This is a genomic window from Phenylobacterium sp. (genome assembly GCF_036563385.1).
In the GTDB taxonomy this organism is placed as follows: Bacteria; Pseudomonadota; Alphaproteobacteria; order Caulobacterales; family Caulobacteraceae; genus Phenylobacterium.
Window position 1 is genome coordinate 67,941 of record NZ_DATCML010000001.1, and the last position, 25,046, is coordinate 92,986.

Sequence of the window (25,046 nt, forward strand, 5' to 3'; positions counted from 1 at the left end):
GGTGGCGGCGGAGCCGGAACTGACCGTCCGGGCGCGGCTCTGGGACGCGCCGGTGCGGCTCGTTCACTGGAGCCTCGTCCTGCTCATCGGCTTTTCCTGGTGGAGCGCCGAGACCGAGCGGCTGCAGTGGCACCGCTGGAGCGGCTACGCCATCCTGGGCCTGGTGATGTTCCGGCTGATGTGGGGCCTGTGGGGCTCGGCCAACGCCCGGTTCGCCAGCTTCGTGAAGGGCCCCGGCGCGACCCTGGCCTACCTGCGCAGTCTCCCAGGTCGGGCGCCCGCCGACACGCCGGGGCACAATCCGCTCGGCGCCTGGAGCGTGGTGGCCATCCTGCTGCTGCTGGTCTTCCAGGTGGCGACGGGGCTGTTCGCCGTCGACATCGACGCCTTCGAGGCGGGGCCGCTGTCGGACCGGGTGAGCTTCGAGACCGGCCGGGCGATCTCCGAGCTGCACGAGGCGAGCTTCACCGTCCTGCAGATCCTGGTCGCCGTCCACGTGGCGGCGGTCGGCTTCTACCTGGCGTGGAAGCGCTCGAACCTGATCGGGCCGATGATCACCGGCTACCGGCGCGTCGCCGCCGATCCCAAGCTCACCTTCGCCCCCTGGTGGAAGGTGCTGGCGACGGCCGTGGCGGCCGCCGCCATCGCCTGGATCCTGTCGAAGGGCCTGCGGCTCTAACCGATCTCGGCGGCTTCCCGCAGGGACTTCAGCCAGGCGTCCTCGCGCGCCTTCTCGGCGGTCCGCAGCTTGTCTTCGGCCTCGCGCACGGCCGCATCGTGCTTGCGCCACTCCAGCACCGCGCCCTCGCGCGCCGCGCGGGCCGCCTCAAGGGTGGGGTAGCGGGCCAGGACCGCGCGCACCGAGTAGCTCACCGGCGGCCCGACCGTCTCGCGGTCCGGGTAGAAGCCGGAGATGGAGTCGGCGGTTTCGCTCTCGATGTGGAAGACGTCCGCCCAGCCGGCATGATGGCGCATCAGGGCCCAGGGCCGTTCCATCCGCTCGCTCACCGCATTCTCCTTGCGTCTATTGGCTCGAATCCGCCCTTCGGCGGTGGGGCGCAACCTACTCCGCAGCCCCGCCTGCTCCAACGCCGGGGATGGCATTTTGGCTCTTCCGTTCCCCAAGGAAGGCGTGGCAAGCCTTGGACATTCCTTTCGACCTTTTCAGTGACGAGATTTCCGGTTTGACCCAGATCGTGATCGGCCGCCGGTTCTGCGGCCCGCCGAACTCCGGCAACGGCGGCTATGTCTGCGGCGTGCTGGCCAAGGACTTCGACGGCCCGGCGACGGCCATGCTGCGCGCCCCGGTGCCGCTGGATGTCGGCCTCGAGCTCGCCGTGCAGGACGGCCAGGTGGTGATGACCGGGGAGGGCGGCGCCCTCATCGGCCAGGGCCGCGCCTCCGACGGCGCCGAGCTTCCCGCGCCGCCGCGGCCGATCTCACTGGAGGAAGCCCGCGCCGCCGGCGCCCGGCACCTCGGCCACACCCAGCGCTTCCATCCCATCTGCTTCACCTGCGGGCCGGAGCGGGACGAGGGCGACGGCCTGCGGGTGTTCGCCGGCCAGGTGGAGGGCCGCGAGGCGGGCGTGGTCGCCGACGCGTGGACGCCGCACGAGGCCTTCGCGGACGCCGACGGTTTGGCGCCGCTGGAGGTGGTCTGGGCCGCTCTCGACTGCCCCGGCTACTTCGCCTGGGTGGAGAAGGAGGGCCGGCACGGCGCCCTGCTCGGCACCATGACCGGCGAGGTCCTGCGCCGGCCGAAGGCGGGGGAGCCGTGCGTGGTGATGGCCTGGCCGCTGGCCCGCGAGGGTCGCAAGGAGACGGCCGGCGTCGCCCTGTTCAGCGCCCAGGGCGAGCTGATGGCCCGCGCCCATCAGGTGTGGATCGTCATGGCCCCGCGTCCTGCGGCCGACGCGGCGGCGAAGGAACAGGCTTCCGCCTGAGGCCGCGGCGCCGCACCCTGCCGCCGAACGAGCGGGAGGGGCGATGCGCGCAGCTTCGGTGTCGGACTATCGGGAGCTCGCCCGGCGGCGGCTGCCGAAGATCTTCTTCGAATACATCGACGGCGGCTCCTACGCCGAGGAGACCCTGCGCCGCAACGTCGCCGACCTGGAGGTCATCGCGCTCCGCCAGAGGGTGATGCGCGACATGAGCCAGCTGGACATGTCGGTGCAGTTGCTGGGCCAGACGCTCTCCATGCCGGTGGGCCTGGCGCCGGTGGGCATGGCCGGCATGTACGCACGGCGCGGCGAGGTGCAGGCGGCCCGGGCGGCCGCGGCCGCTGGCGTGCCGTTCTGCCTGTCGACGGTCGGCGTCTGCTCGGTGGAGGAGGTGGCCCGGGGCGCCCAGGCGCCCTGGTTCCAGCTCTACATGCTGAAGGACCGCGGCTACATGCGCGAGCTGCTCGCCCGGGCCAAGGACCTCGGCTGCCCGGTCCTGGTCTTCACCGTCGACCTGCCGACGCCAGGGGCGCGCTACCGGGACGTCCGCTCGGGCTTCACCGGCGGGACGAGGCTGGAGGCGGCGCTGGCCCAGCTGCGCGACGGGGTGACCCATCCAGCCTGGACCTGGGACGTGTTCGTCAACGGCCGGCCGCACACCCTGGGCTCGGTGGCCGGCGCGGTGAAGGAGAGCCGCCGCGTCACCGACTTCCTGAGCTGGATCGCCCGCAACTTCGACCGCTCGGTGACGTGGAAGGACCTCGACTGGGTGCGCGAGACCTGGGACGGCCCGATCGTCGTTAAGGGCGTGCTCGATCCCGACGACGCCCGCGATGCGGTGCGGGCGGGCGCCCAGGGCCTGGTGGTGTCGAACCATGGCGGGCGCCAGCTGGACGGCGTCCGCTCCTCGATTTCCGCCCTCCCGCGCATCGTCGAGGCGGTGGGCGACGACCTCGAGGTGTTCATGGACGGCGGCGTCCGCTCCGGCCTCGACGTGCTGAAGGCGCTGTCGCTGGGGGCGAAGGCCTGCTTCCTCGGTCGCGCTTGGGCCTACGCCCTCGGCGCCGGCGGCGAGGCCCAGGTCGCCCGGATGCTGGCCACGATCCGCTCGGAGCTGGCGGTGGCGATGATCCTCACCGGCTGCCGGTCGGCGCGGGCGGCGGGACCGGAGCTGCTGGACGGGCTGGACCGGCCTTCCGTGTCCCGCCCAAACCGGTCTTGAAGAGCTTCATCAGCGGCTTCTCGACAAGCTGATAGGTCAGGAGGCCGGCGACCACGCCGGCGATCAGTCCGCCGGCCAGGATCAGGGGCGGCGAGGCCAGCCCCGCCATGTCGAGGATCCGCACGGTGGCCGAGATGGCCAGGCCGTGCACCAGGTAGAGCGAGTACGAGGCGTCGCCCAAGGCCTGCAGCGGCCGCCAGTTGGGCACGGCGCCCCGCCGCTCGATGCTGACCGCGCCCGCCACCAGCAGCAGGGCTGGCACGCCCCAGATCAGGAACCGCGCACGTTCCACGTCGACGCCGGAGGCGCCCGCCGCAGCGAAGCCCAGGAGCCCCGCGATCACCAGGGCCCAGCCCGCGCGGACCCCGGGCAGCCGGCCCTCGGCCCAGGCTCGGCCGAGCCAGATGCCGGCCCCGAACTCCAGCAGCAGCGGATTGGTGTAGGTGGCCCAGATCGGGTTCGCCGTATCGCCCAGCGGCCGGACGGCCACCAGGGCGACCAGCGCCGCCGTCACCAGCCAGGCGCGCAGCTTCGTCGGTGCCAGCAGGCCCGCGGCGAACAGCAGGTAGAAGAACATCTCGTAGTTCAGCGTCCAGCCGGGGATCACCAGGGGCGCGATGAGGCCCGTGTGGTCGCGGTAAGGGACGAAGAATAGCGACTTCACCAGCGCCTCGGCCGTGACCTGCATGGCCGGGAACACCCACGGCGCCGCCAGCGCCACGCCCGCTACCAGCAGGGTGAGGCCCCAGTAGAGCGGCACGATCCGCTGGACCCGGCGCCAGAGGAACTGGCCGGGCGAGGGGGTCCGGTTGCAGGTGACCACCCACATGATGAAGCCGGAGATCACGAAGAAGACGTCCACGCCCGCCGCGCCCAGGCCGAAGTGCCCGCCGGCCCGCTCGGCCGCGTGGAAGACCAGCACGCCGAACGCCGCGAACCCGCGCAGGTACTGGATCGAGCGCACCTCGGAAGGCGCCTGCCGGGCCTCGGGCTGCGGCGTCAGTTCGACCAATTTTCCCCCTCCGAACGCGTCGCCCCGCGCGCCGGCGCAGGGGCGGTGAAGCTTTGCGTCCAAACGGCTCGCCGTGCGTTTGGCTCCCGACCGATTGCTCAAGCTCCGGAGGGGCGCCCGTGAAGCTGGCCTATTTCGTCCACGACCTCGCCGACCCGGCGGTCACCCGGCGGGTGCGGATGCTGCGGGCCGGCGGGGCGGAGCCGGTGGTCCTGGGCTTCCGTCGGACCGACGCGGCGCCGGAGAGCGTCGGCGGCGCGCCGGCCGTCGACCTCGGGCGCACCTACGACGGCCGCATGGGGCACCGGGCGAAGGTCACGGCGCTCACCGCGCTGCGAGCCGGCCGCTGGCGCGGGCTGCTGACGGGGGCGGAGGTGTTTGTCGGCCGGACCCTGGAGGCCCTGGCGGTGGCGGAGTCGGCCCGGGTGCAGGGCGGGTCCAAGGCCCGGCTGGTCTACGAGTGCCTCGACATCCACCGGATGATGCTGGGCGAGGGGTCCAAGAGCCGGGCCATGCGGGCGGTGGAGCGGGCGCTGCTGCGCCGCGCGGACCTCCTGGTGGTCAGCTCGCCGGCCTTTCTCGACCACTACTTCGCGGCGCGGCAGGGCGTGGGGGCGGACCTCGCCGTCGAAACCCTGCTGGTCGAGAACAAGCCGCTGGATCTCGGCGGCGGACCGCCGCCCAGGCGGCCGATGCGGGCGGCCGGTCCGCCCTGGCGGATCGGGTGGATGGGCGCCATCCGCTGCCGCAAGAGCCTGGACGTCCTGACCGAGATCGCCGCCCGCCGGCCCGACCTCCTGGAGGTGCGGATCCACGGCCGACCCGCCTACACCGAGTTCGACGACTTCGACGCCCAGGTCGCGCGGGCGCCGAACGTCGACTTCTTCGGCGCCTATACGGCCGAGGACCTGCCGCGCATCTACGGCGACGTCCATTTCAGCTGGGCCTTCGACTATATGGAGGAGGGGCTCAACTCCGCCTGGCTGCTGCCTAACCGGATCTACGAGAGCGGCCGCTATGGCGTCGTCCCCATCGCCCTCGCCGGTGTCGAGACCGGCCGCTACCTCGCCAACCGCGGCTTCGGGGTGCGGCTGGAGGACCCCCGCGACGTGGAAGCCTTCCTGGAGCGGTTGACCCCCGCCGCCTATGCCGCCCTGCGGGCGCAGCTGGACGCCGTGCCGGCCGACGCCTTCGTGGTTGACGAGGGGGACTGCCGACGGCTGGTTAACGCGCTCGCCGGTCGGACGGTGACTTCGAACGTTCAGTCAACTGACGGCGCTGCAGCAACGCGCCGCGTCGCCTGAGCGCTGCATTACCCGAAATGAGCATCCCCGCGCCCGCCACAGAGACTAGCCTGCGGCGCAGCTCGTATAGTGGCCAAAATGTGTTCCAGCTCGGCCGCGCAAAAAAGCGCAATGGTCAAGCTCACATCCGCCGGAACGTAATCGGGCAGAGGCTGTTTTAGGCCCGACGCGCGCAGGAGCTTCGCTGCCGCGTCGCTGGTCACAGTGCAGGTTCCGACGCTATGCTTAATCCCAAGCCCACCGCTGGGCGGTCTCTTGGTTCCGAGAACCCGAGCCATGAGGACGGCGTCGCGCGCCGCCCGGCCGAGCCGCGCTCGTTTGCGCCGACCGAACGCGCGGCCGCCGACGAGCCCTTCGCCGGCCTGCTGCCGCAGGCCTGGGACAGGATCGATCCCGAGGCGGTGATCCGCCTGGCCGAGACGGCGGCGGAGGCGCCGCAGCCGGCGACCACCGGTGATCCTGGCCGGCGCGCGTTGATCGTCATCCCCTGCCTGAACGAAGAGGCTGTGATCGCCGACGTGATCCAGCAGGTGCTGAACGACGACGGCCTCATCGATCCGCTGGTGCTGGTCGCCGACGGCGGCTCGAGCGACCGCAGCCGCGAGATTGTCGCCGACATCGCCGCCCGCGACCCCCGGGTCCGGCTGCTGGCCAACCCCGGCCGGCTGCAGAGCGCCGGCATGAACCTGGCGGCCCGCGTGATGGGCGGGGAGCGTCCGTGGCTGGTGCGTGTGGACGCCCATGCCGACTATCCGAAGAACTACGCCTCGACCCTGATCGAAGAGGCCCGGCGTACGGGCGCCGACTCTGTGGTGGTGTCCATGGACACCCGCGGCGAGGGCTTCTTCCAGCGCGCCGTGGCGGTGGCCCAGAACTCGGTGCTGGGCACCGGCGGCTCGGCGCACCGGCTCGCGAGCCACGGCCAGTGGGTCGACCACGGCCACCATGCCCTGTTCAGCCTCGAGGCCTACACGGCGGTCGGTGGCTATGACGAGAGCTTCAGCCACAACGAGGACGCCGAGCTCGACCTGCGGCTGGCGGAGCAGGGCGGCCGCATCTGGCTCACCGACAAGGTGCGCATCGGCTACTATCCGCGCAGCACGCCCAAGGCCCTGGCCAAGCAGTACTTCAGCTACGGTCGCGGCCGAGCCCGGACAGTGCTGAAGCACTACACCCCGCTGAAGATCCGCCAGGCCCTGCCGCTCGCCGTCGCCCCCGCCGTGGCCACCCTGGCGTTGGCGCCGCTCTCCTGGGCCTTCGCCGTCCCGGCGCTGGTCTGGATGCTGGCGGCGCTGAGCTACGGCGTCCTGCTGGGCGTGAAGCGGCGCGACCGGGCCGCCTTCCTCTCCGGGCCCGCGGCGATGATCATGCACCTCTCCTGGTCGGCGGGCTTCTGGGCGCAGCTCTTCACCTGGCGCAGCGATCGCAAGCCGCGGCCGCCGGTGGGACTCGCCCCTCAGGCGGTGTCATGACGGCGGAGCGGCCGACCGTCTCGGTCGTCACGGCCAACTACAACGGCGCGCGCTACCTGGCCCAGGCCGTGCGCTCGGTGCTGGACCAGACGCTGGCCTCCCTCGAACTCATCGTGGTGGACGACTGTTCCACCGACGGCAGCGTGGCCGTCATTGAAGCTGCCGCCGCCGGGGACCCGCGCGTGCGGGTCTTCGTTCAGCCCAAGAACGGCGGCCCCGGCGCCGCCCGCAATCGCGCTCTGGCCGAGGCGCGCGGCGAGTGGATCGCGGTGTTTGACTCCGACGACCTGATGACTCCGGACCGGCTCGAGCGCCTGGTGGCGCGCGCGCAAGCCAGCGGCGCCGACATCGTGGTCGACAACCTCACGGTCTTCCAGGATGGCGGCCCAGCTGACGCCGGGCGCCCTTTCCTGGCCGGGAAGGACTGGGACGCGGCGCGGCCGATCACGCTCGCCGAGTACGTCGACGCGGCGCGCATGTACGCGCGCAAGCCGGGCCTGGGCTACCTCAAGCCTCTGTTCAGGGCCGGGCCCGTCAAGGGCGCGGGCTACCGTGAAGCCCTGCGGATCGGCGAGGACTATGACTTGGTGGTCCGGCTGCTGGCGCAGGGCCGCACCCTGCACTTCGAGCCGGCCGCCCTGTATCGCTACCGCAAGCACGGCGCCTCCATTTCGCACGTGATGAGGCGCGAGCACCTGGTGCAGATGATCGCCGCCGACGCATCCCTTGAAGGCGTGATGATGGGTCAGCCCAAGGACGTGCGCCGAGCCTTCGCCGCGCGGCGTCGCTCCCTGCATGCCGCCCTGGTCTATGACGACGTCATCCAGCGGCTGAAGGCGCGCGACCTGCTCGGCGGGCTCGCGGCCGGCGTTTCGACCCCGGACGTGTGGCCGCTGCTCACCCTCCCGGTGAAGGCCCGCCTCAAGCGCCTGGCCGCCCGCCTCGCCCCCACCCGCGCGCCCGCCGCCGCCTAGCTCGTCCTCCTGCCGTCATCCCGGTCCGCCTCGCGCCGACCGCCACGCCAGCTAACCCCCTGCGCTCATCCCGGCGAAAGCCGGGACCCAAGCCGAGTCCGCCACCGGGCCCACCGCGTGTTTCACCACCAAGATCACCAAGACCACCAAGGCGGGCCCGCGCGGGCCGCGCCGCGTCACGCCTGCGCGCCTGCGGCGCGAGACTGGGCCCGAGCTCCCCGTCGGCGCACGTTCGGCGCCGCCCCCCTTCGTGATCTTGGTGTCCTTGGTGGTCCGCTCTGAACCTCCGCGGCTGTGCCCAACCTCAACCCAATGGGTACAGAGGTCCCGGTCTTCGGCTGCGCCGAAACCGGGATGACAGCCGAGGAGACGGCGGCGCCCCTGGCCCCCGCGCCACGCGGCAGGGGAGGGCGGGTTACGCCTGCGCCGCGTCGCCGAGCGCCTGGGCGTGCTGGAAGGCGTGCAGGTCGTCGAGCAAGCGCCGCCGCGCGGTGCTCCAGAGCACTGCCCCGTAGGCCACGGCGCCCAGGGTGATCATCAGGACCAGCTCCAGCCAGAGCGGGGCATGCGTCAGGGCCTCGCGGGCGGCGAGCACCGCGGCCGCCATGACCACGCAGCCCAGCGCCGAAGGGGCGAAGGCCGCCAGCAGCCGGCGCCGCGGCATCTGCAGGTCGCCGGCCAGCACGTGGATGTAGATGGCGCAGACCACGCCCATGGCGCCGGCCACCGCCGCCGAGACCGGCTCCAGGCCGAAGCGCACCACCGCCGCCACCGCGCCCACCACCACGACGCCCAGCAGGATCGAAAGCTTGAGCCGCTGCGCGGTCTTGCCCAGGCCCATGAAGGTGGTGGCCATGATCGAGCACATGCAGAAGAAGAAGCCGGCGCCGGCGAGAATGCGGAGCGGGCCGATGGCGTCGTACCACTTGTCGCCGAGCACCAGCTTCACCGCTAGGTCGGCCACCAGGGCCAGACCGACGAACACCGGGGCCAGGAAGGTCGCGCCCAGCCGCAGCGCCGACGTCGCCAGGTCCTGCATCGCCGCCTTCGAGGCGCCGTTCGCGGTGCGCGCCACGGCCGTGAAGATGTAGAGATAGAAGGGGCCGGAGATCAGCATGTCGGGGGCCCGGACGATCTGGTAGGCCATGGCGTAGAAGCCCAGCATGGTCGCGCCCAGCACGCCGCCGACGATCAGGCTGTCCAGGTTGCGGGAGACGAAGTCGGCCAGGATCGCGCCGATCGTCTGAGCCCCGAAGGCCAGCAGCCCCTTCGCCTCCTCGAAGCGGTAGTGCAGCCGGATCGGGGCGCCCGCCCGAGAGCTGACCCAGGCCAGCTTGCAGATCCACAGGACCAGCTGCTGGGCGACCAGGGCCCAGGCGCCCCAGCCCGCCAGCGCCGCGGCCAGGGCGGTGAGCGCGCTGGCCACCGTGGAGATCAGGTCGCCGGCCGCGAAGATGCCGAAGCGGCCTTCTCGGATGATGCGGCCGTTGGAGACGGTCGTCAGGCTGTTGATCAGCAGGATCGGCGAGAGCGCGACGATCAGCAGCGGCAGGCGCGGCTGGTTGAGCAGGGCGCCCATGGGCCAGGCGGCCGCGACGCACCCCAGGGACAGCGCCAGGCCAAGGCCCGCCGACAGCCAGAAGACGGTCGATTCCTGGTCCCGGCTCACCGCCTGCTGGCGGCCGAGCGCATAGCCCATGCCGCCGTCCGACAGCACGTTGGCCAGCAGGATGAAGGGCATGGCCAGCGCCACCAGGCCGTACTCGGCCGGCCCGATCAGCCGCGCCAGGATCGGCAGCATGGCGAACTGCAGGCCCAGCCGCAGCGCGCTCGCGCCGGTCAGGGCGAGCGCGCCCAGCGAGGTGCGGTGCAGGGTCTTGCGGCGGCCGCCCGGCCCCGGGGTGTCGGCCACCTCGCCAGCCGCGCTCATTGACCGCGCGGCAGGTCGGAGCGCAGCAGCCGCATGTTGGGCCGCGCGCTCACGTGAGGATTGGCCCAGCCGCTCGGGATCTGCTCCACCGGCCAGACCTGGACGATCCGCGGAGTCGGCGGCCGATAGGGCTGGCGGGCCAGCTTCGGCGAGTCGACCCGGCCGAAGGCGGCGCCGAGGGCCCCGAAGGCCAGGACGGTCGAGAAGTAGAAAGGCGCGATGCCGATGGTCTCGATGCCGGTGCGCGACAGCTGGTAGAGCAGCACGCCGACCCAGAAGACCAGCGCCAGGTTGGGCCGCAGCACGAACCGCCGGACGAGGGCGAAGACGCCCACCGCAACCGTGATCCCCACCACGATCAGGCCGAGCAGGCCCATGGTGACCAGGATTTCCACGAAGGTGTTGTGGAAGGTGAAGCCGCCGCGGCTCTCGATGCCGAAGTATTTCCAGAGGCCCTCGGCGTCGGGGTTCCCCTGCAGCCAGAAGGCGTAGTAGCCGCGGCCGAGCAGGGGCTTCTCGTGCATCAGGTCGGCGGCGCGGTACCAGAGATAGGTGCGGCCGGTCAGGGTGGGGTCCTTGTCGAAGGTCTGGGCGCCCCATTCGATCAGCGCCTGGGACAGCCACCGGTAGCTGAAGCCGACCGCGATCAGGACCACGCCGACCATAGTCGTCAGCCAGGCCCGCACCGCCTTGCCGGCCTTCAGCAGCGGCAGCAGGGCCAGCATGCCGCCGACGCCCATGGCGAGGCCGAGCAGGGCCCCCGCGGATCGGGCGGCGGTCACCGCGTGGAAGCCGAGCAGGAGACCCACCAGGGCGACGGCGGCCCACAGCCAGCTGCGGCTGCGCACGGCCATCAGGCCGACGCCCAGGAACACCAGCACGCCGGTCGAGGCGATGTCGGCCAGCAGGTTCTTGCTCTCGGTGAGGCCGGAGAAGGCGCTGCCGCCGGCGCCCACGCCAATCGCCACGGTGCCGCCGCTGACCAAAGAGAAGCCGATGTAGGTCAGGAAGGCGCAGGCCATGGCGCGCAGCACGTTCTCCTGACTCCGCGCCGAGGAGATCAGCAGGCCCGCGACCACCGTAATGGCGAGCTCGAGGGCGAACTTCAGCGTCTCTTTCGGCGCCTCGGACCAGATGGTCGAGAAGATGGCGAAGGCGGGGATCGCGAAAAGGAAGCTCCGGGCGATCAGCACCCGCTCCAGCTTCTTGCGCCGCACGAACAGGTAAAGCGGCACGGCGGCGGCGATGATGGCGGCGCCGAGCGTGCCCCAGTTGGCGATGAACAGCAGGGCCAGGAACAGGCCGAAGGTGAAGACCGCGTCCAGGTCCACGGTCAGGCCCCCGAGCCGCACCGTGGCCCCTTCAGCCGCGCCGGGCTCCACCATCCGCTCCACGCGCGGGGCGGCCATGCGGACCCGGCGCTGGTCGCGCCAGCTGACCGGATGCGGGTTGGGGATCTCGCCGCCGCGGATCCGGCGCGGGCGGGCGGAGGTCGGGCCGAAGGAATCCCAGGTGGTCATGGCGCGAACCTGTAGGCGCGGATGTAGTCGATCTGCATCCGGGCAGGGAAAGGCGTGGTCTCGTCGGGCTCGCCGGCCCAGCTGCCGCCCAGCGCGATGTTGGCCAGCAGGTACATGGGCTTGTGCATGTCCGCGGGGGTGGGCTGGCGCTTCACCTCGCGGCCGTTCACGAACCAGACCAGCTGGTCCTTGTCCCAGCTGACCGCAAAGGTGTTGAAGGCTTCGGGGTCGACCTTCACCTCAACGCCCTGGCCCTTCACATGGTTGGAGTGAGCGGTGACGTAGACTGTGGAGGGGTCGCCGACGCTCTCCATGATGTCGATCTCTGGAGGCCAGGACAGGTCCAGCGGCAGCATCCAGAAGGCCGGCCACACGCCCTTGCCGCGCGGCAGGCGGGCGCGCATCTCGAAGTAGCCGTAGGTCTGCGAGAAAGAGGGCTGGGTGGTGATCAGCCCCGACACATAGCGGAAGCCGCCGAGGTGCTGAACCGCGTGGGCCGGCGCCCTGTCAGCACGGATCTCGAGCACCCCGTCGCGAACCGTGAAGGGATCGAGGCCGAGCGCCCGGTCGGTCGCCTGGCGGCGCGCCCGCCGGCCCTCGTCACCGGGCCGCTCGTCGTCCCCGTGCCGGCCGCGGTGGCCGACCATGTCGGGGTCCACGTAGAGCTGGAGCTCCTTGTTCCACTTGAGCGTGCGCAGGTTGAAGTCGTCGTCGTTGTCGTCCCGCCCGTCGCGGAAGGTGGTGCGCCACACCCCCTGGCCGTTGCGGTAGCGGCGGAAGCTGTCGAACTCGTCGGTGAAGACGAGCTTCAGGGCGCGCCCGTCCGGCGCCCGGGCCAGCGGCGCCGTGGTCGCGGCTTCGGCGCGCGAGCCGCCGCCCTGACAGGCGGCGAGGCCCGCGGCCAGCACGGCCGCGGTCAGCGCCGCCCGGTGGGAAGCTCGGAAACGATCCAGCATGGTGGTCCCCCGCGGCCCGTCAGGCCGCGGCGATGTAGTAGTTCTTGAAGTAGCCGTAGTAGTCGCTGCTATCGCCGTAGCCGTAGCGCGCCTGGCCCTTGACGTTGACCTTGGTCAGCAGCGCGCCGGCGACGTTGGCCCCGCACTCCTGCAGGATGTCCACGGCGGACTGGGCGGCGCGCAGCGGCGTCTTGTTCCACTGCACGAGGTAGAGGACCCGGTCGGCCTTGGCGGCCAGGATGCGGGCGTCGGCGACGCCCAGGATCGGCGGCGCGTCCAGGATCACGTAGTCGAACTGGTTGGCGAGGTCGCGCAGAACCTCGTCGGTCACCGGGTTCGAGAACAGGTCGTAGGGCACGCTCTTGCCGGCCGCGGGCAGGACGAAGAGGTTGGTCCTGGCGTCGTGCACCAGGGCTTCCGTCAGCGGCACGCCATCCTGCACCACTTCGACAAGGCCCACATCGCGGGCGCCGATCAGCTTGGTGACGCCGCGCTGGCGCAGGTCGCAGTCCACCAGGCACACCCGGCTGCCGGAAAGGGCGAGGGTGCGCGCCAGGCAGAAGGAGGTCAGGCTCTTGCCCTCCCGCGGCACGGCCGAGGTGAGCGCGATGAGCTTCGAGTCCTCGTGCGGCGCGCTGATCATCAGGAAGGCGCGCAGGTTGCGGAAGGCCTCGGCGAAACCAGAGAAGGGGTGGCTGACCAGGTATTCCTCGGGAGCCGCCTCCGGGCCGCGCAAGCCCTTCGGCTTCACCGACCGGAAGTCGGGCAGGACGCCGGCGAACGGCACGCCGAGCTCCCGCTCCACGTCCAGGCGCGAGCGCAGTTGCTTGTCCCAGAACTCCGCGATCAGCACCGCCGCGCCCGCCGCCACCAGGCCGGCCAGGACAGCCAGCGCCGCGCCCAGCTTCATGTTCGGCGAGGAGGGAGCCGTGGGAATGGCGGCGCGGGCGTTGATCGTGGCGTCCGCCTGTTGGAGGCTGCCTTCGGCGGCCACTTCCTTGGCGCGGCCGAGATAGGCCTCGTAGATCGCCTTGGCGGCCTCGGCCTTCTGCTGCAGGCCCACCAAGCCGACCATCGCCTCGTTGTTCTGAGCGATGCCCCCCTGCGCTGCGCCGCGGCTGCCCATCAGCGAGGCCTGACGGCCGGCGGCCGCCTGAGCCTCGGCGCGCAGGCTCGACAGGATGCGGTTGATCTCGATCTGGATCTGGCCGCGGATGTCATTCAGCTGAGCTTGGGTGCGCTTCACCTCGGGATATTGATCGGTAAAGTCGGTCTTCAGCTGGGCGAGCTTGACCGACAGCTCGGCCTCGCGCTTGCGCATCTCACGGACCGTGTCCGAGCCGAGCGCCGCGCCCACGTCGGCGCCGCCGCTGCCGTTGCGCAGCTGAGCCTGGGCGGCCGCGAGGCGGGCGTACTTTTCGGCGGTCTCGGCGCGGGCGATCGCCAGCTGCTGGTTGAGCGTGGAAACCTCTTGCTCGGCCATGGTCGAGCCTTCGGCGCTCAGCAGGCCGTGCTGGTTCTTGTAGCGCTGAACGTTGGCCTCGGCGATCTCAGCGTCGCGACGCATCTTCTCGAGGCTCATGCCCAGCTCGCGGTTCGCGCGCGTCACGCGGGCGAGCTTCTCGTCCAGCTGCAGGCGCTGGTATTCTTCCATGTAGGCGTTGGAGAGCCGGGCGGCCTTCTCGGGCGAGGTGGAGTTGACGCCCACCAGCACCACATAGGTCAGGCCCGCGCGGCGGACCCAGGTCTTGTTCATCAGCACGGTGGCCGTGTGCTCGACCAGCCGCGGCGCGGGGTTGACGATCGGCTCGGCAGGCTTCTTCAGGCCGAAGAAGCCGGGCGCCATACGCGAGTTGAATTCCGGGTCGTTGTAGAGCTTCTGCGCCCGCACTACCCGCTCGGCGACCCCGCGCGAGCGCAGCACCTCGACCTGGGTGTCCACGGCGCTGGTGTCGGCGGGAAGGCCAGAGCTCTGCTGCTCGGCGCGCGCCAGGTTCCGGCCGCTCGGGTCGATCACCACCGAGCCCACGGCCGTGTAGGTCGGCGTCTGCATGGCGAAGGCGCCGAGGACGACCACGAACACCGCCGCCGCGACTCCCAGACCCAGCTTGGCGCGTTGGAGCAGGATGCCGAACAGCTGGCGCAGGTGCATGCGCTCCGGCTCGATCGGCCGGAACGGCGCCGAGGGCTGCGCCGGCAGCTGGTGGTTGATCGGAATCAGATTGTTCATAGGCGACCTGCGTTGGCACTGACCGTCAGGTGGGGGCCGGAAACCTGGCTCCTGGTTGCGTCGCGCCCTGGACCTTGCGGGTCCCTCTCCAGTGCACGCTACGCGGAACTTGGGCTCGCAAGCCCCACCCGAACTTCGGAAAAACTAGCGTTGCCAATAACCCCGACCCTCCGGCCGGGTTCCGATGGAAAGCGCACGCCGGTCTGGCGCCCGGCGTGCGCCTGACAGTGATCACCAGGGGCGGATCAGCATCCCCAGCAGGCCGAAGCCGCCCTGGAAGTTCTGCATGAAGTTCTTGGCGCCAGAGGTGTCGACGACGACGATGTCGTTGCCGTACACGGGCGGATCCTCAGCCTTGCCGGAGCGAATGGCGGCCAGATCGTAGAAGGCGCTCCGGCGCTGTCCGCCGATCTGGCGGAAGATGGCCACCCGCTTGACGTTGGCGAGTTTCGGATCGGGACCGCGGGCCAAGGAGACCGCCTGCATCAGCGTCGTGGGACCGGCCAGTGCATACTGCCCCGGCTGCAGCACCGCGCCGTCGACCGTCACCTTCTGGCTCTGGGCCTCCTTGACCGTGACGATGACCTGCGGGTCCTTCATGTAGCTCTTCTTCAGGAGCCCGGCGATGTCGTTGGACAACTCGGCCGGCGTGCGGCCGCCCGCCTGCACCTGGCCGATCAGCGGCAGGAGAATCTTCCCGCCGGAGTCCACCTGGACTTCCCGCTTCAGTTCCTCGATGCCGAAGACGTTGATCTCCACCTTGTCCTGAGCGCCGATGCGATAATCGGCGGCGTCAGGCCGGAGCAAGGCGCCGGCGTCGGGTGGGGGTAGGGCGCTCGCGGCAAGCGCGGGCGCGGATGCGCCGGCCAGCGACAGAAACGCCGCTGCGGCGAGCGAGGGCAGACGCCTACGCATGACTATCTAGCTCCAGAAATCGCGACCAAACGATTTGCGGCCTTGCGCTGGGCGCACTGCTGCGCGTGTCAAACCCGCAGGGCTGCCTGCATGTTCCCTACGGCGCCGCTTGTCAGTAGAGCTGCAGTTCCTTGAGCCCGGCTAGCCGGGCGACCACGCCCGCGTGCATCGAGCCGCGAACCAACCATCTGCTGCGGCGGGCGGGAGACAGGACGGAGGCCGCCGCGCCCGCCAGGCAGACGCCGCTCTTGGCGCCCGCGACGCCGATCTGGGCGATCTTCGCCGGGCCGTGGTGACGAGCCTCGAGCCGGGCGCCATGGGTCTGGCCGGTGCGGAAGCTGCGCTTCAGAAGCCACTGGAGCGACGCGCGGCCGGCGGGGACGGGCTCGTAGGCGAGCGCGTCCGGCGCATAGCCGATGGTCCCGCCGGTATCGGTGAGGCGGTAGAAGAAGTCGTCGTCCTCACCCCCCTGGCGGCCGAGGGCAAGATTGAACCGAAGCCCGCGGGATCGGACCGCGTCCATGCGGATCAGGACGTTGCCGGCGTAGCCCTTGAGGATCTTTCCGTCCACTTGGACGGGGGCGGTGGAGTGGAAGTCGCCGGCGACCAGCCAGTTGGGCGCCTCAGCCTCGTAGACCGCTTTGACCGGTCCCAGCACCGCGTCCCAGCCGCCGCGCCCGGCTTCAGCGAGCAGGGCGGCCAGCCAGCCGGGCGTGGCGGTCTCGTCGTCGTCGATGAACGCCAGGAAATCGCCCGACGCCGCGTCCAGGCACGCGTTTCGCGCGAGCGAAATGTTGCGCGACGGCGCGTGGACGTAGGTCAGGGCCACGCCGGCCGCCTCAGCGCCGGCGCGGATCCGGCCCTCGGCCTCGTTCGTCTCGTCGTTGTCGGCGACCACCACGCGCATGACGACGCCGTCGGGGAGGCGCTGGTCTCCCAACGAGACAAGAGTTTCGGCGACGGCCGCGCGGCGGAAGGTGCACACGCCCACGTCGACGTTCATGGCCAAAACCCCCTGCAACCTGCACCGTGCGGAAATGACCGCCGCGGGCCTCAGTTCCCGAAGATCCAGCCGCCGGGGAGGGCAGACAGCTGGATTGCGGCCAGGATCATCCGCCCGCCGCCCCCCAGGTCGAGGACCACGTCGGCCCCGACCTGGGCCACGGTGTAGGCGGCGCCCGGCAGCAGCTGGACGCGGTCGCCCTCGGCGACGCTGAAGTCCGTCACCCGATCGACCCCGGCCTCGGCGAAGGTGTGGAAGACGTCAGCGCCGTCCCCGCCGGTCAGGGTGTCGTCGCCGCGGTCGCCGGACAGCCAATCGTTCCCGGACCCGCCAAGCACCAGGTCGTCGCCCTGGCCGCCGCGTACAATGTCCGCGCCTTCGCCGCTGTCGCAGGTGTCCGCGCCAAGGTTGCCGTAGACGATGTCGTCGCCGAGGTCGCCGAACAGGAGATCGTTGTCCTTGCCGCCGACCACCCAGTCCGGACCAAGCCCGCCTGAGGCGGTGTCGTCGCCCATGTTGCCGTTGATGTCGTCGAACCCCGGACCACCCGCGAGCCGGTCGCGCCCTTCGTCGCCGCGGAGGTAGTCGTCCCCGCCGCCCCCGAACACCACGTCGTCTCCACCGCCGCCGCTCAGGGTCTCGCTGTCTCCGTCGCCCAGGAGGGTGTCGGCCAGGGCGTCCCCCGCCTGGGTGCGGCCAAGGTCGACGGAGAGGTAGCTCGTGAATCGGTCGACGCCGCCTCCGCTGCGGGCGACCAGCAGGTCGGCGCGTCCGTCGCCGTTCAGGTCGCCCGCAGCAAGGCGATCCAGCGCGCCGAGACTGGGCACAAATCCCGGGGCGGTGGCGAAGCGGCCGAGCCCGTCGTTCAGCAGCACGGCGCCGGCGCTGGTCGCGCCGCCGCTCAGGATCACGTCCGCTGCGCCGTCGCCGTTCAGGTCCACGAGCGGCGCGCGGTAGATCCAGCCCGCCTCGGCCGCCAGTCCGCCGTTCGGCAACCGCTGCGCCGTCTCGTCGGTGAAGACGCCGCCGCCCTGGTTGATCATCACGCGCAGGGCGCCACGGTTGAAGTTGTCGATCGCGACCGTCAGCAGGAGATCCTGCCGCCCGTCGCCGTTCAGATCGGCGGCGGCGGCGTCCACCACCAAGTGTGCGCCGGGAATGGGGAAGGTCATACCGTCCGGCACGGCGAAATGGCCCATCCCGTCGTTCAGCAGCACCTTGGAGTCGCCGTCGCCGCCCAGGAAAAGGTCGGGCGCGGTGTCCCCGTTAGCGTCGAACATCAACGCCGTGGAATAGCGGCCATTGGCTGGGTTGGAGATCAGCGCCGGCAACCGGCCTTGGTCGACGGTAAAGTTCCCGGCGCCGTCGTTCAGCAGGACATAGGGACCCCGCTGCCCGAGGTCGCCGACGAGCAGGTCCACGTCGCCGTCCCGCTCGATGTCTCCCGCGACCACGGTGGGCGTATAGTCGCTGAACGCCGGCAACCGGGCGCTGGCGTCGATCCAGCCGCCGGGAGCCGACAGCACCAGGGTGTTCGGCGCACCGGGGTAGGGCGGGGCGCCGTAGCCGGTGTCGGCGAGGAAGAGGTCCTGCCGCCCGTCGCCGTTCAGGTCCGCGAGCACATGGGCGCGGGCGTCCACCAGCCGCGGCACGCCGCCCGCGAAGAGCCCCGCCGTGCCGTCGCTAAAGCCGCCAGCCCCGTCGCCCAGCAGGGCGCGGAGCGGCACCGGGCGATCCTCGACTGGGAACAGCTGGTAGGTGAGAAGCGCGTCCAGGCGGCCGTCGCCGTTGACGTCGGCCAGCACGAATTCCCGGACCACCGTGTCCCCCGCCGTGGGGCGGGGGAACAGCTGGTCCGACGGCGTGAGATAGGTCGGCATCGAACAAGCTCCACTAGGCGAAGCTTGGCCGGAACGCTCATTTGCCAGGCCGGTTTCCGGCTAGGCGCCGAAGATCCAGCCGCCGGGCAGCGAACTCATCTGCACATTGGCCAGCACCATCTGGGCGCCGCCGCTCACCTGGATCACCGTGTCCGCGCCCGCCTGAGCGAGGGTGTATTGCGTGCCCGCCAGCAGCTGGACGCGGTCGCCTTCGGCGGCGTTGAAGTCGACCACGCGGTCGAGCCCGGCTTCCGCAAAGGTGTGGAAGATGTCCGCGCCTGAGCCGCCGGAGAGGGTGTCGTCGCCGCGATCGCCCGATAGCCAGTCGTTCCCCGCCTGGCCGAACACCTGGTCGTTCCCCTGGCCGCCGCGGACGACGTCGGCGCCGGCGCCGCCCTCGTTCCAGTCATCGCCGATGTTGCCGTAGACGATGTCGTCGCCGTCATCGCCGTAGAGCATGTCCTGGTCCTTGCCGCCGACCACCCAGTCGTTGCCGCCGCCGCCCAGCACCGTGTCGTTGCCCATGTTGCCATGGACGTCGTCGAAGCTGTCGCCGCCGACGATCCGGTCGTTGCCCTCGTCGCCGCGCAGGTAGTCCTCGCCGGCGGTGCCGGTGATCGTGTCGTCGCCGGCCAGGGCGTTGACCGGCGAGCGGCCGGGGGCCGCCTGCAGGCTGTCGTTGCCGTTGGTGGCCGCGCCCGGACCGCCGCTGCCGCCGCCGTTCGGCTGGGAGGCGTTCATGATGCGATAGAGCTGCTGGCCGCCGGCGCCGTTCGTGGCGATCAGCTCACCCGAGGCGGTGACGCCGGTGAGGTCGCCGGCGAGCTCACGGACTGGGCCGTACCAGCCGGGCACGTCGCCGCCGTAGGCCCACTCGTCATATGCCCGGGCGTAGGTGCGGCCGTCGGGTGCGTCCCAGCTGGCCGCGAAACCGCCGAAGTCGGTGGCCACGAAGCGGACGTCGCCCGTGGCCGGGCCGAGCTCCTGCCGGGTGAAGGTCAGCTTCACCGGGTCGAACACCATCGCCCAGGCGGCCTGGCCGGCGCCGTCGGGCTTCATGTAGCCGAACACCACCTTGCCGCTGGAGAGCCAGGTCCCGCTGCCGGTGAACTGGCTGACCGAGCCAGCCATCAGGGTTGTGGCCTGGCCAAGGACGCCGTTGTTGGACACCGTCCCGAACACCGCGCCGGCGTCTTCCCAGATCACGAAGGCCTTGCCGGGGGGACCCGAAGCGGGCCGGGCGTTTTGGATGGAGATCGTGGCCGAACTGACCGGGGTCCCGTCTGCGAAGGTTTCGGTGACGTTGGCCTGGCCTGAGGTGGCGCCGCCGACCGTGTGCAACGTGCCCACCGGCAGTTCGGGGCTTTCGCGCACCACCTGCGTCGACCCGTCGGCTAGGGCATAGGCCCGCACGTAATCGACCTTCATCGTCGTGGGGAACTGCGAGGCGTCAGGCGTGCCGCCCCAGCCGCCGACCGCCAGGTTGACGATCATGGCCATGGGGTACTGCCAGTTGGCCGGCGTCGGCCCCTGCAGCACGGCAATTCCATCGTAGTAGAAGGTGACGGTCTGCGGCGACCACAGCATGCCGTAGGTGTGCATGCCGCCCACCTCCAGCTTGAGGGTGTCGTCGTACTGGGTCTCGCCGCCGCCGAGCGCGCGGCGGTAGTCGATCTCGGGGGTGATCGCCAGGCCCTCGAAGATGTCGGCTTCCACCCCGCTGACGAAGGGGTGGGTCATCATCCAGAACGCCGGCCAGGAGCCGGCCGCCGTAGGCATCTCGGCGCGGATTTCGAAGTAGCCGTACTTCTGCTCGAACATGCCAAGCGTGTTGAGCATCCCGGAGGAGTATTCCCGGTTCCAGGCGGCGTAGGCCTTGTCGTCGGGTATCTCTTGGGCGGTGATCGTCAGCACCCCGCCCGAGATCGAGAAGGGGTTGAGGTCGAGGTCGGCCTCACCGCGGCCCTGGAAGCCGGGCTGGGTATAGACCTGCACCTCACCGTTGGTGACGATGGTGTAGGCCCATTGGTCCTTCAGGTTGCCGCCGAAGTCGGCGCGCCACTGGCCGGTCCCCGTGGACGGGTTCCAGACCTGCAGCGAGTTGAATTCATCCTGGAAGGTGAGCGCGCCCAGCTTCGCGGTGTCGAGCGGCAGCAGGAACTGGCGATCCTGAATGGTGGAGAGCAGCTCGTCGCGCAGGATCAGCTTCTCGCCGTTGGCGAAGCTGAACACCACGTCGTTCCCCTGCTGGCTCATCAGGCCGCGCAGCTGGGCGGCGCTGGTGACGCCGTAGCCGTGCAGCTGCAGCTGGCTGTTGCCGTTCCAGTTGTAGATGACGTCGGAGCCCTCGCCGGCGCGGAGCACGAAGGTGGTCTTCTGGGTGGCGGCGCCCACCAGGACGTCGTCGCCGCCGGCGCCGTAGATCCAGTGCGTGGCGTCGTCGACGGTGATCAGGTTCCCGAGCGCGTTGCCCACGGCGTAGTTGTAGGCGCCGTTGACCACCAGGTTCTCGACGTTCGCCTGCAGCTTCAGGTCGGTCCAGCCGATCATGGTGTCGACGCCGCCGCCGGGCTGCTCGACGACTCGGTCCTTGGGATGGGTGATCCAGTGGCGATTGTCGAGATTGTTCCCGATCAGCAGGTCGCCGCCGCCCTCGCCGGAGAGCGAGGAGTGCCCGGCGGGCGCGTTGATGGTCTCGTTCGCTACAGCTGTGCCTGCAATGCGCGCCTGCTCGGCCGCGCTCTCGGGCATCGCCTCTCCACGGGCGTTGTAATAGGTCACTGTCGGAAGTCTCCAGCTAGCGGCGAGCACAACACCGGAACGGGCGGGTTGGTTCTGACGCTTCGGCTTTGCCTTAGGCAGATCGGTTCCTGACCGTGGCGCCGCGGACACCGAACGGCCAATCCACGATGGGCAGCCCGACCGCCGGCGGCATCTCGCACGCGCGAAAATGTGACGGTTCCGCGGCGCAACCCAGCCACGGACGGGGTGTTCAGCTTTGAGTGTGGCGTAGGAGGGCCGGGGTCATGCAGGAGCCGCGTTCGTTCGCGTACTCGCTCAGCCAGGGCGAGAAGGGCTGGAGCTGGAGCGTGTACGACGAGGAGGGGGTGACGGTCGCCCGAGGCGCCGACGCCAGCCGCGCCGCCGCCCAGGCCGCCGTGGAACGAACCCTGCGACGCCCGCCTCAGCTGGACGACGGCTTAGCCTCGATTTGAGCTCGCCCGCCCAGCGGCCGGCGCAGGCCGCTCCGCCGGCGGCTTCCAGCCTGCAGCTTCAGTCGTCAGCCTTCAGCCTTCGACCCAGCGCTGCCGCGTGGCGTAGCCGCTGCGTGCAGCCAGCGTCTTGCGGGCATGCACACGGGTTCCAAGCCGCGGGAGGGTCGGCAAGCGACCGTACTTGACGTAATCGAGCAGGGCGCGGGTGACCACGTAGGGGGCCGTGGCGGGCGAACGCAGCAGCTGGCGAGCCAACCCCGGCAAGCCATGGGCCCGCTTTGCGTCGAGCACCGCCCGCAACTGGGCCTTGGCCGCCACCTGAGCGCGATGGGCGCGGGCGGCGGCCGCCTCGCGGCGCGAAAGCGGCAGCTTCAGCATTTCGCCACATGCGTCGGCCAGGTGGGCGAGGTCGGCGCCCTCGTGGCGGGCGGACAGGGAGTCCGGCCGTTCCACCGAGACGTAGCCGCAGGGCGGAACCAGCTTGAAGCGGGCGCCCAGGGTGAGCGCCCGCGCGTAGAGGATGAAGTCCTCCCCCAGCCGCAGGCGCTCGTCGTAGCGCAGGCCGTGAGCGTCGAGGAAGCTGCGCCGGATCAGGGGCTTCAGGAAGCCCAGTTCGCTGCGCGGCCGGTCGGGGCGACTGATGTTGCCGCGCACGAAGGTGGTGAAGTCGAGCGCCCGCGGCTGGTCCAGCCCGCCCACGAGGGCGCGCATGGTGGAGGCAGGGTCGCCGGCCTTCAGCCGCAGCAGGTCGTCGGCGACTAGGTCCGCGTCGGCGGCCTGGGCCAGCAAGCCCGCAAGGCGCCCCGGCAGCATGTAGTCGTCCGCGTCCAGCAGGGCGATCCACGGGGCGGCTGTGGCGGCGATGGCGAGGTTCCGGGCGGAGGCGGGCCCGGCTCGGCGTGGACGCGAGAGGATCCGCAGGCGGCCAGTGCCGTCGTCGCAGGCCAGCGCGGCCTCGGGGGTGCGGTCGGTGGAGCCGTCGTCGACGACCACCACCTCGGCGGCCTCGGGCTGCGCCAGGGCGGACGACACTGCCCGGCCCACGGTCGCGGCCGCATTGAGGGCCGGTATGATCACGCAGACGCTGGGGCGGGTTTCGGTCACGTGAGCTCCGGCAAGGCAACGGTTTCCGGCGCTCAACTGAGCAGCCCCGCTCAAGGTTCGCCACAACTTCGCCTTTTTTGACCTCACGTCCGGGCTGCTCAACGATTGCCGAGAGGATCACGTTAGCGCGAGCACAGGGCTGGCGGATTGGCGCGCGGCCCGGGTGGTGTTCTTTTGAAGCCGCGGTCGGCGGCCGCCAGAAAATTCCACAAGCTTGACCACGGAACCCGACGGCGTGGCTTCGGGTTGATGCGCCGTTCCTGGCGGGGACTGGCTTCGCCGGACAGCTTCCGAAGTTTCCGATGTCTGAATTTGTCTATGCCAACGAGGTCCTTGGAGGGACCCGAGTCCGGGCGCGCAGGGTTCCTCTGGATCAGCCGCTTACAGAAGCCATGAACTTCGTGGTCGCGCTTCTGGCCCTGATCTTCCTGGCGCCGGTCATGATCGCAGTGGCGATCGCCGTCTACGCGCAGGATGGCGGACCGATACTGTTCGCCCACCGGCGTTTGGGAAAGAACGGCCGCTACTTCTACTGCCTGAAGTTCCGCAGCATGGCGGTCGACGCCGAGCAACGGCTGAAGGACCTGCTGGCCAGCGACCCCGCGGCCCGCGAAGAGTGGGAGAAGGACCACAAGCTGCGCAGGGACCCGCGGGTCACCCGCCTGGGCGAGTTCATGCGCAAGACCAGCCTCGACGAGTTGCCGCAGCTGTTCAACGTGCTGCGCGGCGAGATGAGCCTGGTCGGGCCGCGTCCGATCGTCGAGGCGGAAATCGCCAAGTACGGCCGCCGCTTCAAGCACTATTGCGCCGTGAAGCCCGGCATCACCGGCCTGTGGCAGGTGAGCGGCCGCAACGACACCACCTACCGCGCCCGGGTGGCCATGGACTGCGTCTACGCTGCCCGGCGCAACGTGTGGATGGACTTCCGGGTGCTGGCGCTGACGGTGCCGGCGGTGCTGGCCCGGCGCGGCTCGTACTGAGCCCATGGTGACGAAGGCCGAGGAGCGGGTCGATCCGAGAGGACGTCCGCTCCGCACGCTCTTCAAGCGGATCGAGAGCCGGCTGCTCCTGATCCTGCTGGCCGCCGCCGCGGCCTTTTCCGCCTTCTTCGAGCTGGCGAGCGACGTCGCCGAGGGCGACACGACCGACATCGACCGGCAGATCCTGCTGTCGTTCCGCAATCCCGCAGACCTGTCGGACCCGCTCGGGCCCCGCACCCTGGAAGAGGCGCTGCGCGACATCACGGCGCTCGGCGGCTTCACGGTGCTGACGATCGTGACCGTCGTGGCGACCCTGGCCTTCCTGTTCCACCGCCGCCGCATGCATGCCGCCGTGATGGCCGGAACGGTGATCCTGGCGCAGTTCGCCAGCTCGTTCGCCAAGGTCATGTATGACCGGCCCCGCCCGGACCTCGTGAGCCACGGCTCCTACGTCTATTCCAACAGCTTCCCGAGCGGTCACTCGATGCTGTCGGCGGCCACCTACCTGACGCTGGCCATGCTGATCGCCAGCCTTGAGCCCACCCGGGCGACCAAGTTCATGGCCTATGTGCTGGCCGTGGCGGTGATCGTCGCCGTCGGGATCAGCCGGGTCTACCTGGGCGTCCACTGGCCCAGCGACGTGCTGGGCGGCTGGGCGTTCGGCGCGGCCTTCAGCCTGCTGGCCTGGCTTGTGCTGCTGAAGCTCGGGGCTCGTCCCGCGCCGCCGAGAGGCTAGGCGACCTGCGCCACGACCCCTGCGATCACCGGGGCGAGCCGACCGGCGATCACCTGGGCGCCGCGGGCGTTGGGGTGAATGCCGTCGGGCTGGTTCAAGGCGGGATTGCCGGCCACGCCCGCCAGAAGGTTCGGGTAGAGGGTGACGCCGTGCGCGCGCGCCAGGGCCGGGAACACCGCGTTGAACTCGCGGGCGTAGTTGCGACCAAGCTCGGGCGGCGCTTCCAGGCCGCAGAGGACCACCCGCTTCTTCCTCTGCTTCAGCCGGGCCACGATGCCGTCCAGGTTGGCCCTGACGGTGCGCGGCGACAGGCCCTGCAGCAGGTCGTTGCCGCCCAGCGCCACGACACAGACGGCGGTGTCGGGGCGGACGCTGAAGTTCACCCGGGCCAGGCCGCCGGCGGTGGTGTCGCCCGAGACGCCGGCGTTGCGGACCACGGCGGCGACCCCGCGGCGCTGGAGCTCGGCCTGCAGCCGCGCGGGCAGGGCGGCGGCGGCGGGCAGGCCGTAACCGGCGGTGATCGAGTCGCCCAGCATCGTCACCACGGGACCGCGGGCCCCGTGCGCAGTCACGGGCCAGGCGGCCAGGCCGGCGAGCACCAGGCCGCGGCGGGTGAGGGCGGATGTGTCGATCATCGGTCTGCCCTATCTAGT

21 protein-coding genes are annotated in these 25,046 nt (G+C 70.8%); 9 read left to right on the forward strand and 12 right to left on the reverse strand.

Translation table 11 applies throughout. The features are described 5' to 3' along the window. The first annotated feature begins 1 nt into the window (after position 1). On the forward strand, positions 2 to 679 hold the full coding sequence (locus tag VIL67_RS00285) for a cytochrome b/b6 domain-containing protein (RefSeq protein ID WP_332046841.1): 678 nt from the start codon (positions 2 to 4) through the stop codon (positions 677 to 679). Here VIL67_RS00285 and VIL67_RS00290 read toward each other — a convergent pair. After that, complete coding sequence (locus VIL67_RS00290; RefSeq protein WP_332046842.1) at positions 676 to 1,008, reverse strand: hypothetical protein; 333 nt, start codon at positions 1,006 to 1,008, stop codon at positions 676 to 678. The genes VIL67_RS00285 and VIL67_RS00290 overlap by 4 nt on opposite strands. Positions 1,009 to 1,184: 176 nt before the next feature. Between VIL67_RS00290 and VIL67_RS00295 the strand changes: the two genes are divergently transcribed. Continuing rightward, positions 1,185 to 1,943, forward strand: coding sequence for a hypothetical protein (locus VIL67_RS00295; RefSeq protein ID WP_332046843.1), 759 nt, complete (start codon positions 1,185 to 1,187; stop codon positions 1,941 to 1,943). 43 nt (positions 1,944 to 1,986) lie between these two features. Beyond that, a complete protein-coding gene (locus VIL67_RS00300; RefSeq protein WP_332046844.1) occupies positions 1,987 to 3,162 on the forward strand; it encodes an L-lactate dehydrogenase in 1,176 nt (391 codons plus the stop codon). Here VIL67_RS00300 and VIL67_RS00305 read toward each other — a convergent pair. Beyond that, entirely contained in the window at positions 3,074 to 4,174 is a 1,101-nt protein-coding gene (locus VIL67_RS00305) for an acyltransferase family protein (protein ID WP_332046845.1), read from the reverse strand. The two genes, VIL67_RS00300 and VIL67_RS00305, sit on opposite strands and share 89 nt — an antisense overlap. A gap of 119 nt (positions 4,175 to 4,293) precedes the next feature. Here VIL67_RS00305 and VIL67_RS00310 point away from each other — a divergent pair, with 119 nt between their 5' ends. From VIL67_RS00310 to VIL67_RS00320, 3 genes are all read left to right on the forward strand, one after another. Further along, positions 4,294 to 5,478 (forward strand): glycosyltransferase, encoded by a 1,185-nt coding sequence (locus tag VIL67_RS00310; RefSeq protein WP_332046846.1) that lies wholly within the window; start codon positions 4,294 to 4,296, stop codon positions 5,476 to 5,478. A 221-nt stretch (positions 5,479 to 5,699) separates the two neighbouring features. Beyond that, positions 5,700 to 6,950 carry a glycosyltransferase family 2 protein gene (locus VIL67_RS00315; RefSeq protein ID WP_332046847.1) on the forward strand — a complete coding sequence of 417 codons (1,251 nt, stop codon included), beginning with the start codon at positions 5,700 to 5,702 and terminating at the stop codon, positions 6,948 to 6,950. After that, positions 6,947 to 7,924, forward strand: coding sequence for a glycosyltransferase family 2 protein (locus VIL67_RS00320; protein WP_332046848.1), 978 nt, complete (start codon positions 6,947 to 6,949; stop codon positions 7,922 to 7,924). Before VIL67_RS00315 ends, VIL67_RS00320 begins: the two co-directional genes overlap by 4 nt. Positions 7,925 to 8,339: 415 nt before the next feature. Here the strand turns inward: VIL67_RS00320 and VIL67_RS00325 are convergent, their stop codons facing one another. The 8 genes from VIL67_RS00325 to VIL67_RS00360 all read right to left on the reverse strand — a co-directional run bounded on the left by VIL67_RS00325 (position 8,340) and on the right by VIL67_RS00360 (position 21,139). Next, a complete protein-coding gene (locus tag VIL67_RS00325) occupies positions 8,340 to 9,836 on the reverse strand; it encodes an oligosaccharide flippase family protein (protein WP_332046849.1) in 1,497 nt (498 codons plus the stop codon). A 14-nt stretch (positions 9,837 to 9,850) separates the two neighbouring features. After that, positions 9,851 to 11,374: an O-antigen ligase family protein gene (locus VIL67_RS00330; RefSeq protein ID WP_332046850.1), complete on the reverse strand. Its 1,524-nt coding sequence runs from the start codon at positions 11,372 to 11,374 to the stop codon at positions 9,851 to 9,853. Next, positions 11,371 to 12,330: a glycoside hydrolase family 16 protein gene (locus VIL67_RS00335; protein ID WP_332046851.1), complete on the reverse strand. Its 960-nt coding sequence runs from the start codon at positions 12,328 to 12,330 to the stop codon at positions 11,371 to 11,373. The genes VIL67_RS00330 and VIL67_RS00335 overlap by 4 nt, the downstream gene beginning before the upstream one ends. A gap of 19 nt (positions 12,331 to 12,349) precedes the next feature. Further along, positions 12,350 to 14,560: a GumC family protein gene (locus tag VIL67_RS00340; RefSeq protein WP_332046852.1), complete on the reverse strand. Its 2,211-nt coding sequence runs from the start codon at positions 14,558 to 14,560 to the stop codon at positions 12,350 to 12,352. A 231-nt stretch (positions 14,561 to 14,791) separates the two neighbouring features. Beyond that, positions 14,792 to 15,475, reverse strand: a complete 684-nt coding sequence (locus VIL67_RS00345) for a polysaccharide biosynthesis/export family protein (RefSeq protein WP_332046853.1) — start codon at positions 15,473 to 15,475, stop codon at positions 14,792 to 14,794. A 112-nt stretch (positions 15,476 to 15,587) separates the two neighbouring features. After that, positions 15,588 to 16,478, reverse strand: coding sequence for a glycosyltransferase family 2 protein (locus tag VIL67_RS00350; RefSeq protein WP_332046854.1), 891 nt, complete (start codon positions 16,476 to 16,478; stop codon positions 15,588 to 15,590). 50 nt (positions 16,479 to 16,528) lie between these two features. Then, positions 16,529 to 18,358, reverse strand: coding sequence for an FG-GAP-like repeat-containing protein (locus VIL67_RS00355; protein WP_332046855.1), 1,830 nt, complete (start codon positions 18,356 to 18,358; stop codon positions 16,529 to 16,531). 60 nt (positions 18,359 to 18,418) lie between these two features. Then, positions 18,419 to 21,139 carry a family 16 glycosylhydrolase gene (locus VIL67_RS00360; protein WP_332046856.1) on the reverse strand — a complete coding sequence of 907 codons (2,721 nt, stop codon included), beginning with the start codon at positions 21,137 to 21,139 and terminating at the stop codon, positions 18,419 to 18,421. 245 nt (positions 21,140 to 21,384) lie between these two features. Between VIL67_RS00360 and VIL67_RS00365 the strand changes: the two genes are divergently transcribed. Then, positions 21,385 to 21,573, forward strand: coding sequence for a hypothetical protein (locus tag VIL67_RS00365; RefSeq protein ID WP_332046857.1), 189 nt, complete (start codon positions 21,385 to 21,387; stop codon positions 21,571 to 21,573). Between the two features lie 72 nt (positions 21,574 to 21,645). Here VIL67_RS00365 and VIL67_RS00370 read toward each other — a convergent pair whose 3' ends face one another. Next, entirely contained in the window at positions 21,646 to 22,677 is a 1,032-nt protein-coding gene (locus VIL67_RS00370; protein ID WP_332046858.1) for a glycosyltransferase family 2 protein, read from the reverse strand. A 392-nt stretch (positions 22,678 to 23,069) separates the two neighbouring features. Between VIL67_RS00370 and VIL67_RS00375 the strand changes: the two genes are divergently transcribed. Both VIL67_RS00375 and VIL67_RS00380 read left to right on the forward strand, forming a co-directional pair. Next, positions 23,070 to 23,657: a sugar transferase gene (locus tag VIL67_RS00375; protein WP_332046859.1), complete on the forward strand. Its 588-nt coding sequence runs from the start codon at positions 23,070 to 23,072 to the stop codon at positions 23,655 to 23,657. Between the two features lie 7 nt (positions 23,658 to 23,664). After that, complete coding sequence (locus tag VIL67_RS00380; RefSeq protein WP_332046860.1) at positions 23,665 to 24,393, forward strand: phosphatase PAP2 family protein; 729 nt, start codon at positions 23,665 to 23,667, stop codon at positions 24,391 to 24,393. On the opposite strand, the gene VIL67_RS00385 is transcribed toward VIL67_RS00380, so the two are convergent. Then, positions 24,390 to 25,028, reverse strand: a complete 639-nt coding sequence (locus tag VIL67_RS00385) for an arylesterase (protein ID WP_332046861.1) — start codon at positions 25,026 to 25,028, stop codon at positions 24,390 to 24,392. The two genes, VIL67_RS00380 and VIL67_RS00385, sit on opposite strands and share 4 nt — an antisense overlap. Positions 25,029 to 25,046 lie beyond the last annotated feature (18 nt).

What these genes read in the sequence shown, in the direction of transcription:
- VIL67_RS00300 (WP_332046844.1), top strand. Translation starts at nt 1,987, where the DNA reads ATGCGCGCAGCTTCGGTGTCGGACTATCGGGAGCTCGCCCGGCGGCGG.
- VIL67_RS00315 (WP_332046847.1), top strand. Translation starts at nt 5,700, where the DNA reads ATGCTTAATCCCAAGCCCACCGCTGGGCGGTCTCTTGGTTCCGAGAAC.
- VIL67_RS00320 (WP_332046848.1), top strand. Translation starts at nt 6,947, where the DNA reads ATGACGGCGGAGCGGCCGACCGTCTCGGTCGTCACGGCCAACTACAAC.
- VIL67_RS00330 (WP_332046850.1), bottom strand. Translation starts at nt 11,374, where the DNA reads ATGACCACCTGGGATTCCTTCGGCCCGACCTCCGCCCGCCCGCGCCGG.
- VIL67_RS00335 (WP_332046851.1), bottom strand. Translation starts at nt 12,330, where the DNA reads ATGCTGGATCGTTTCCGAGCTTCCCACCGGGCGGCGCTGACCGCGGCC.
- VIL67_RS00340 (WP_332046852.1), bottom strand. Translation starts at nt 14,560, where the DNA reads ATGAACAATCTGATTCCGATCAACCACCAGCTGCCGGCGCAGCCCTCG.
- VIL67_RS00345 (WP_332046853.1), bottom strand. Translation starts at nt 15,475, where the DNA reads ATGCGTAGGCGTCTGCCCTCGCTCGCCGCAGCGGCGTTTCTGTCGCTG.
- VIL67_RS00350 (WP_332046854.1), bottom strand. Translation starts at nt 16,478, where the DNA reads ATGAACGTCGACGTGGGCGTGTGCACCTTCCGCCGCGCGGCCGTCGCC.
- VIL67_RS00355 (WP_332046855.1), bottom strand. Translation starts at nt 18,358, where the DNA reads ATGCCGACCTATCTCACGCCGTCGGACCAGCTGTTCCCCCGCCCCACG.
- VIL67_RS00365 (WP_332046857.1), top strand. Translation starts at nt 21,385, where the DNA reads ATGCAGGAGCCGCGTTCGTTCGCGTACTCGCTCAGCCAGGGCGAGAAG.
- VIL67_RS00375 (WP_332046859.1), top strand. Translation starts at nt 23,070, where the DNA reads ATGAACTTCGTGGTCGCGCTTCTGGCCCTGATCTTCCTGGCGCCGGTC.
- VIL67_RS00385 (WP_332046861.1), bottom strand. Translation starts at nt 25,028, where the DNA reads ATGATCGACACATCCGCCCTCACCCGCCGCGGCCTGGTGCTCGCCGGC.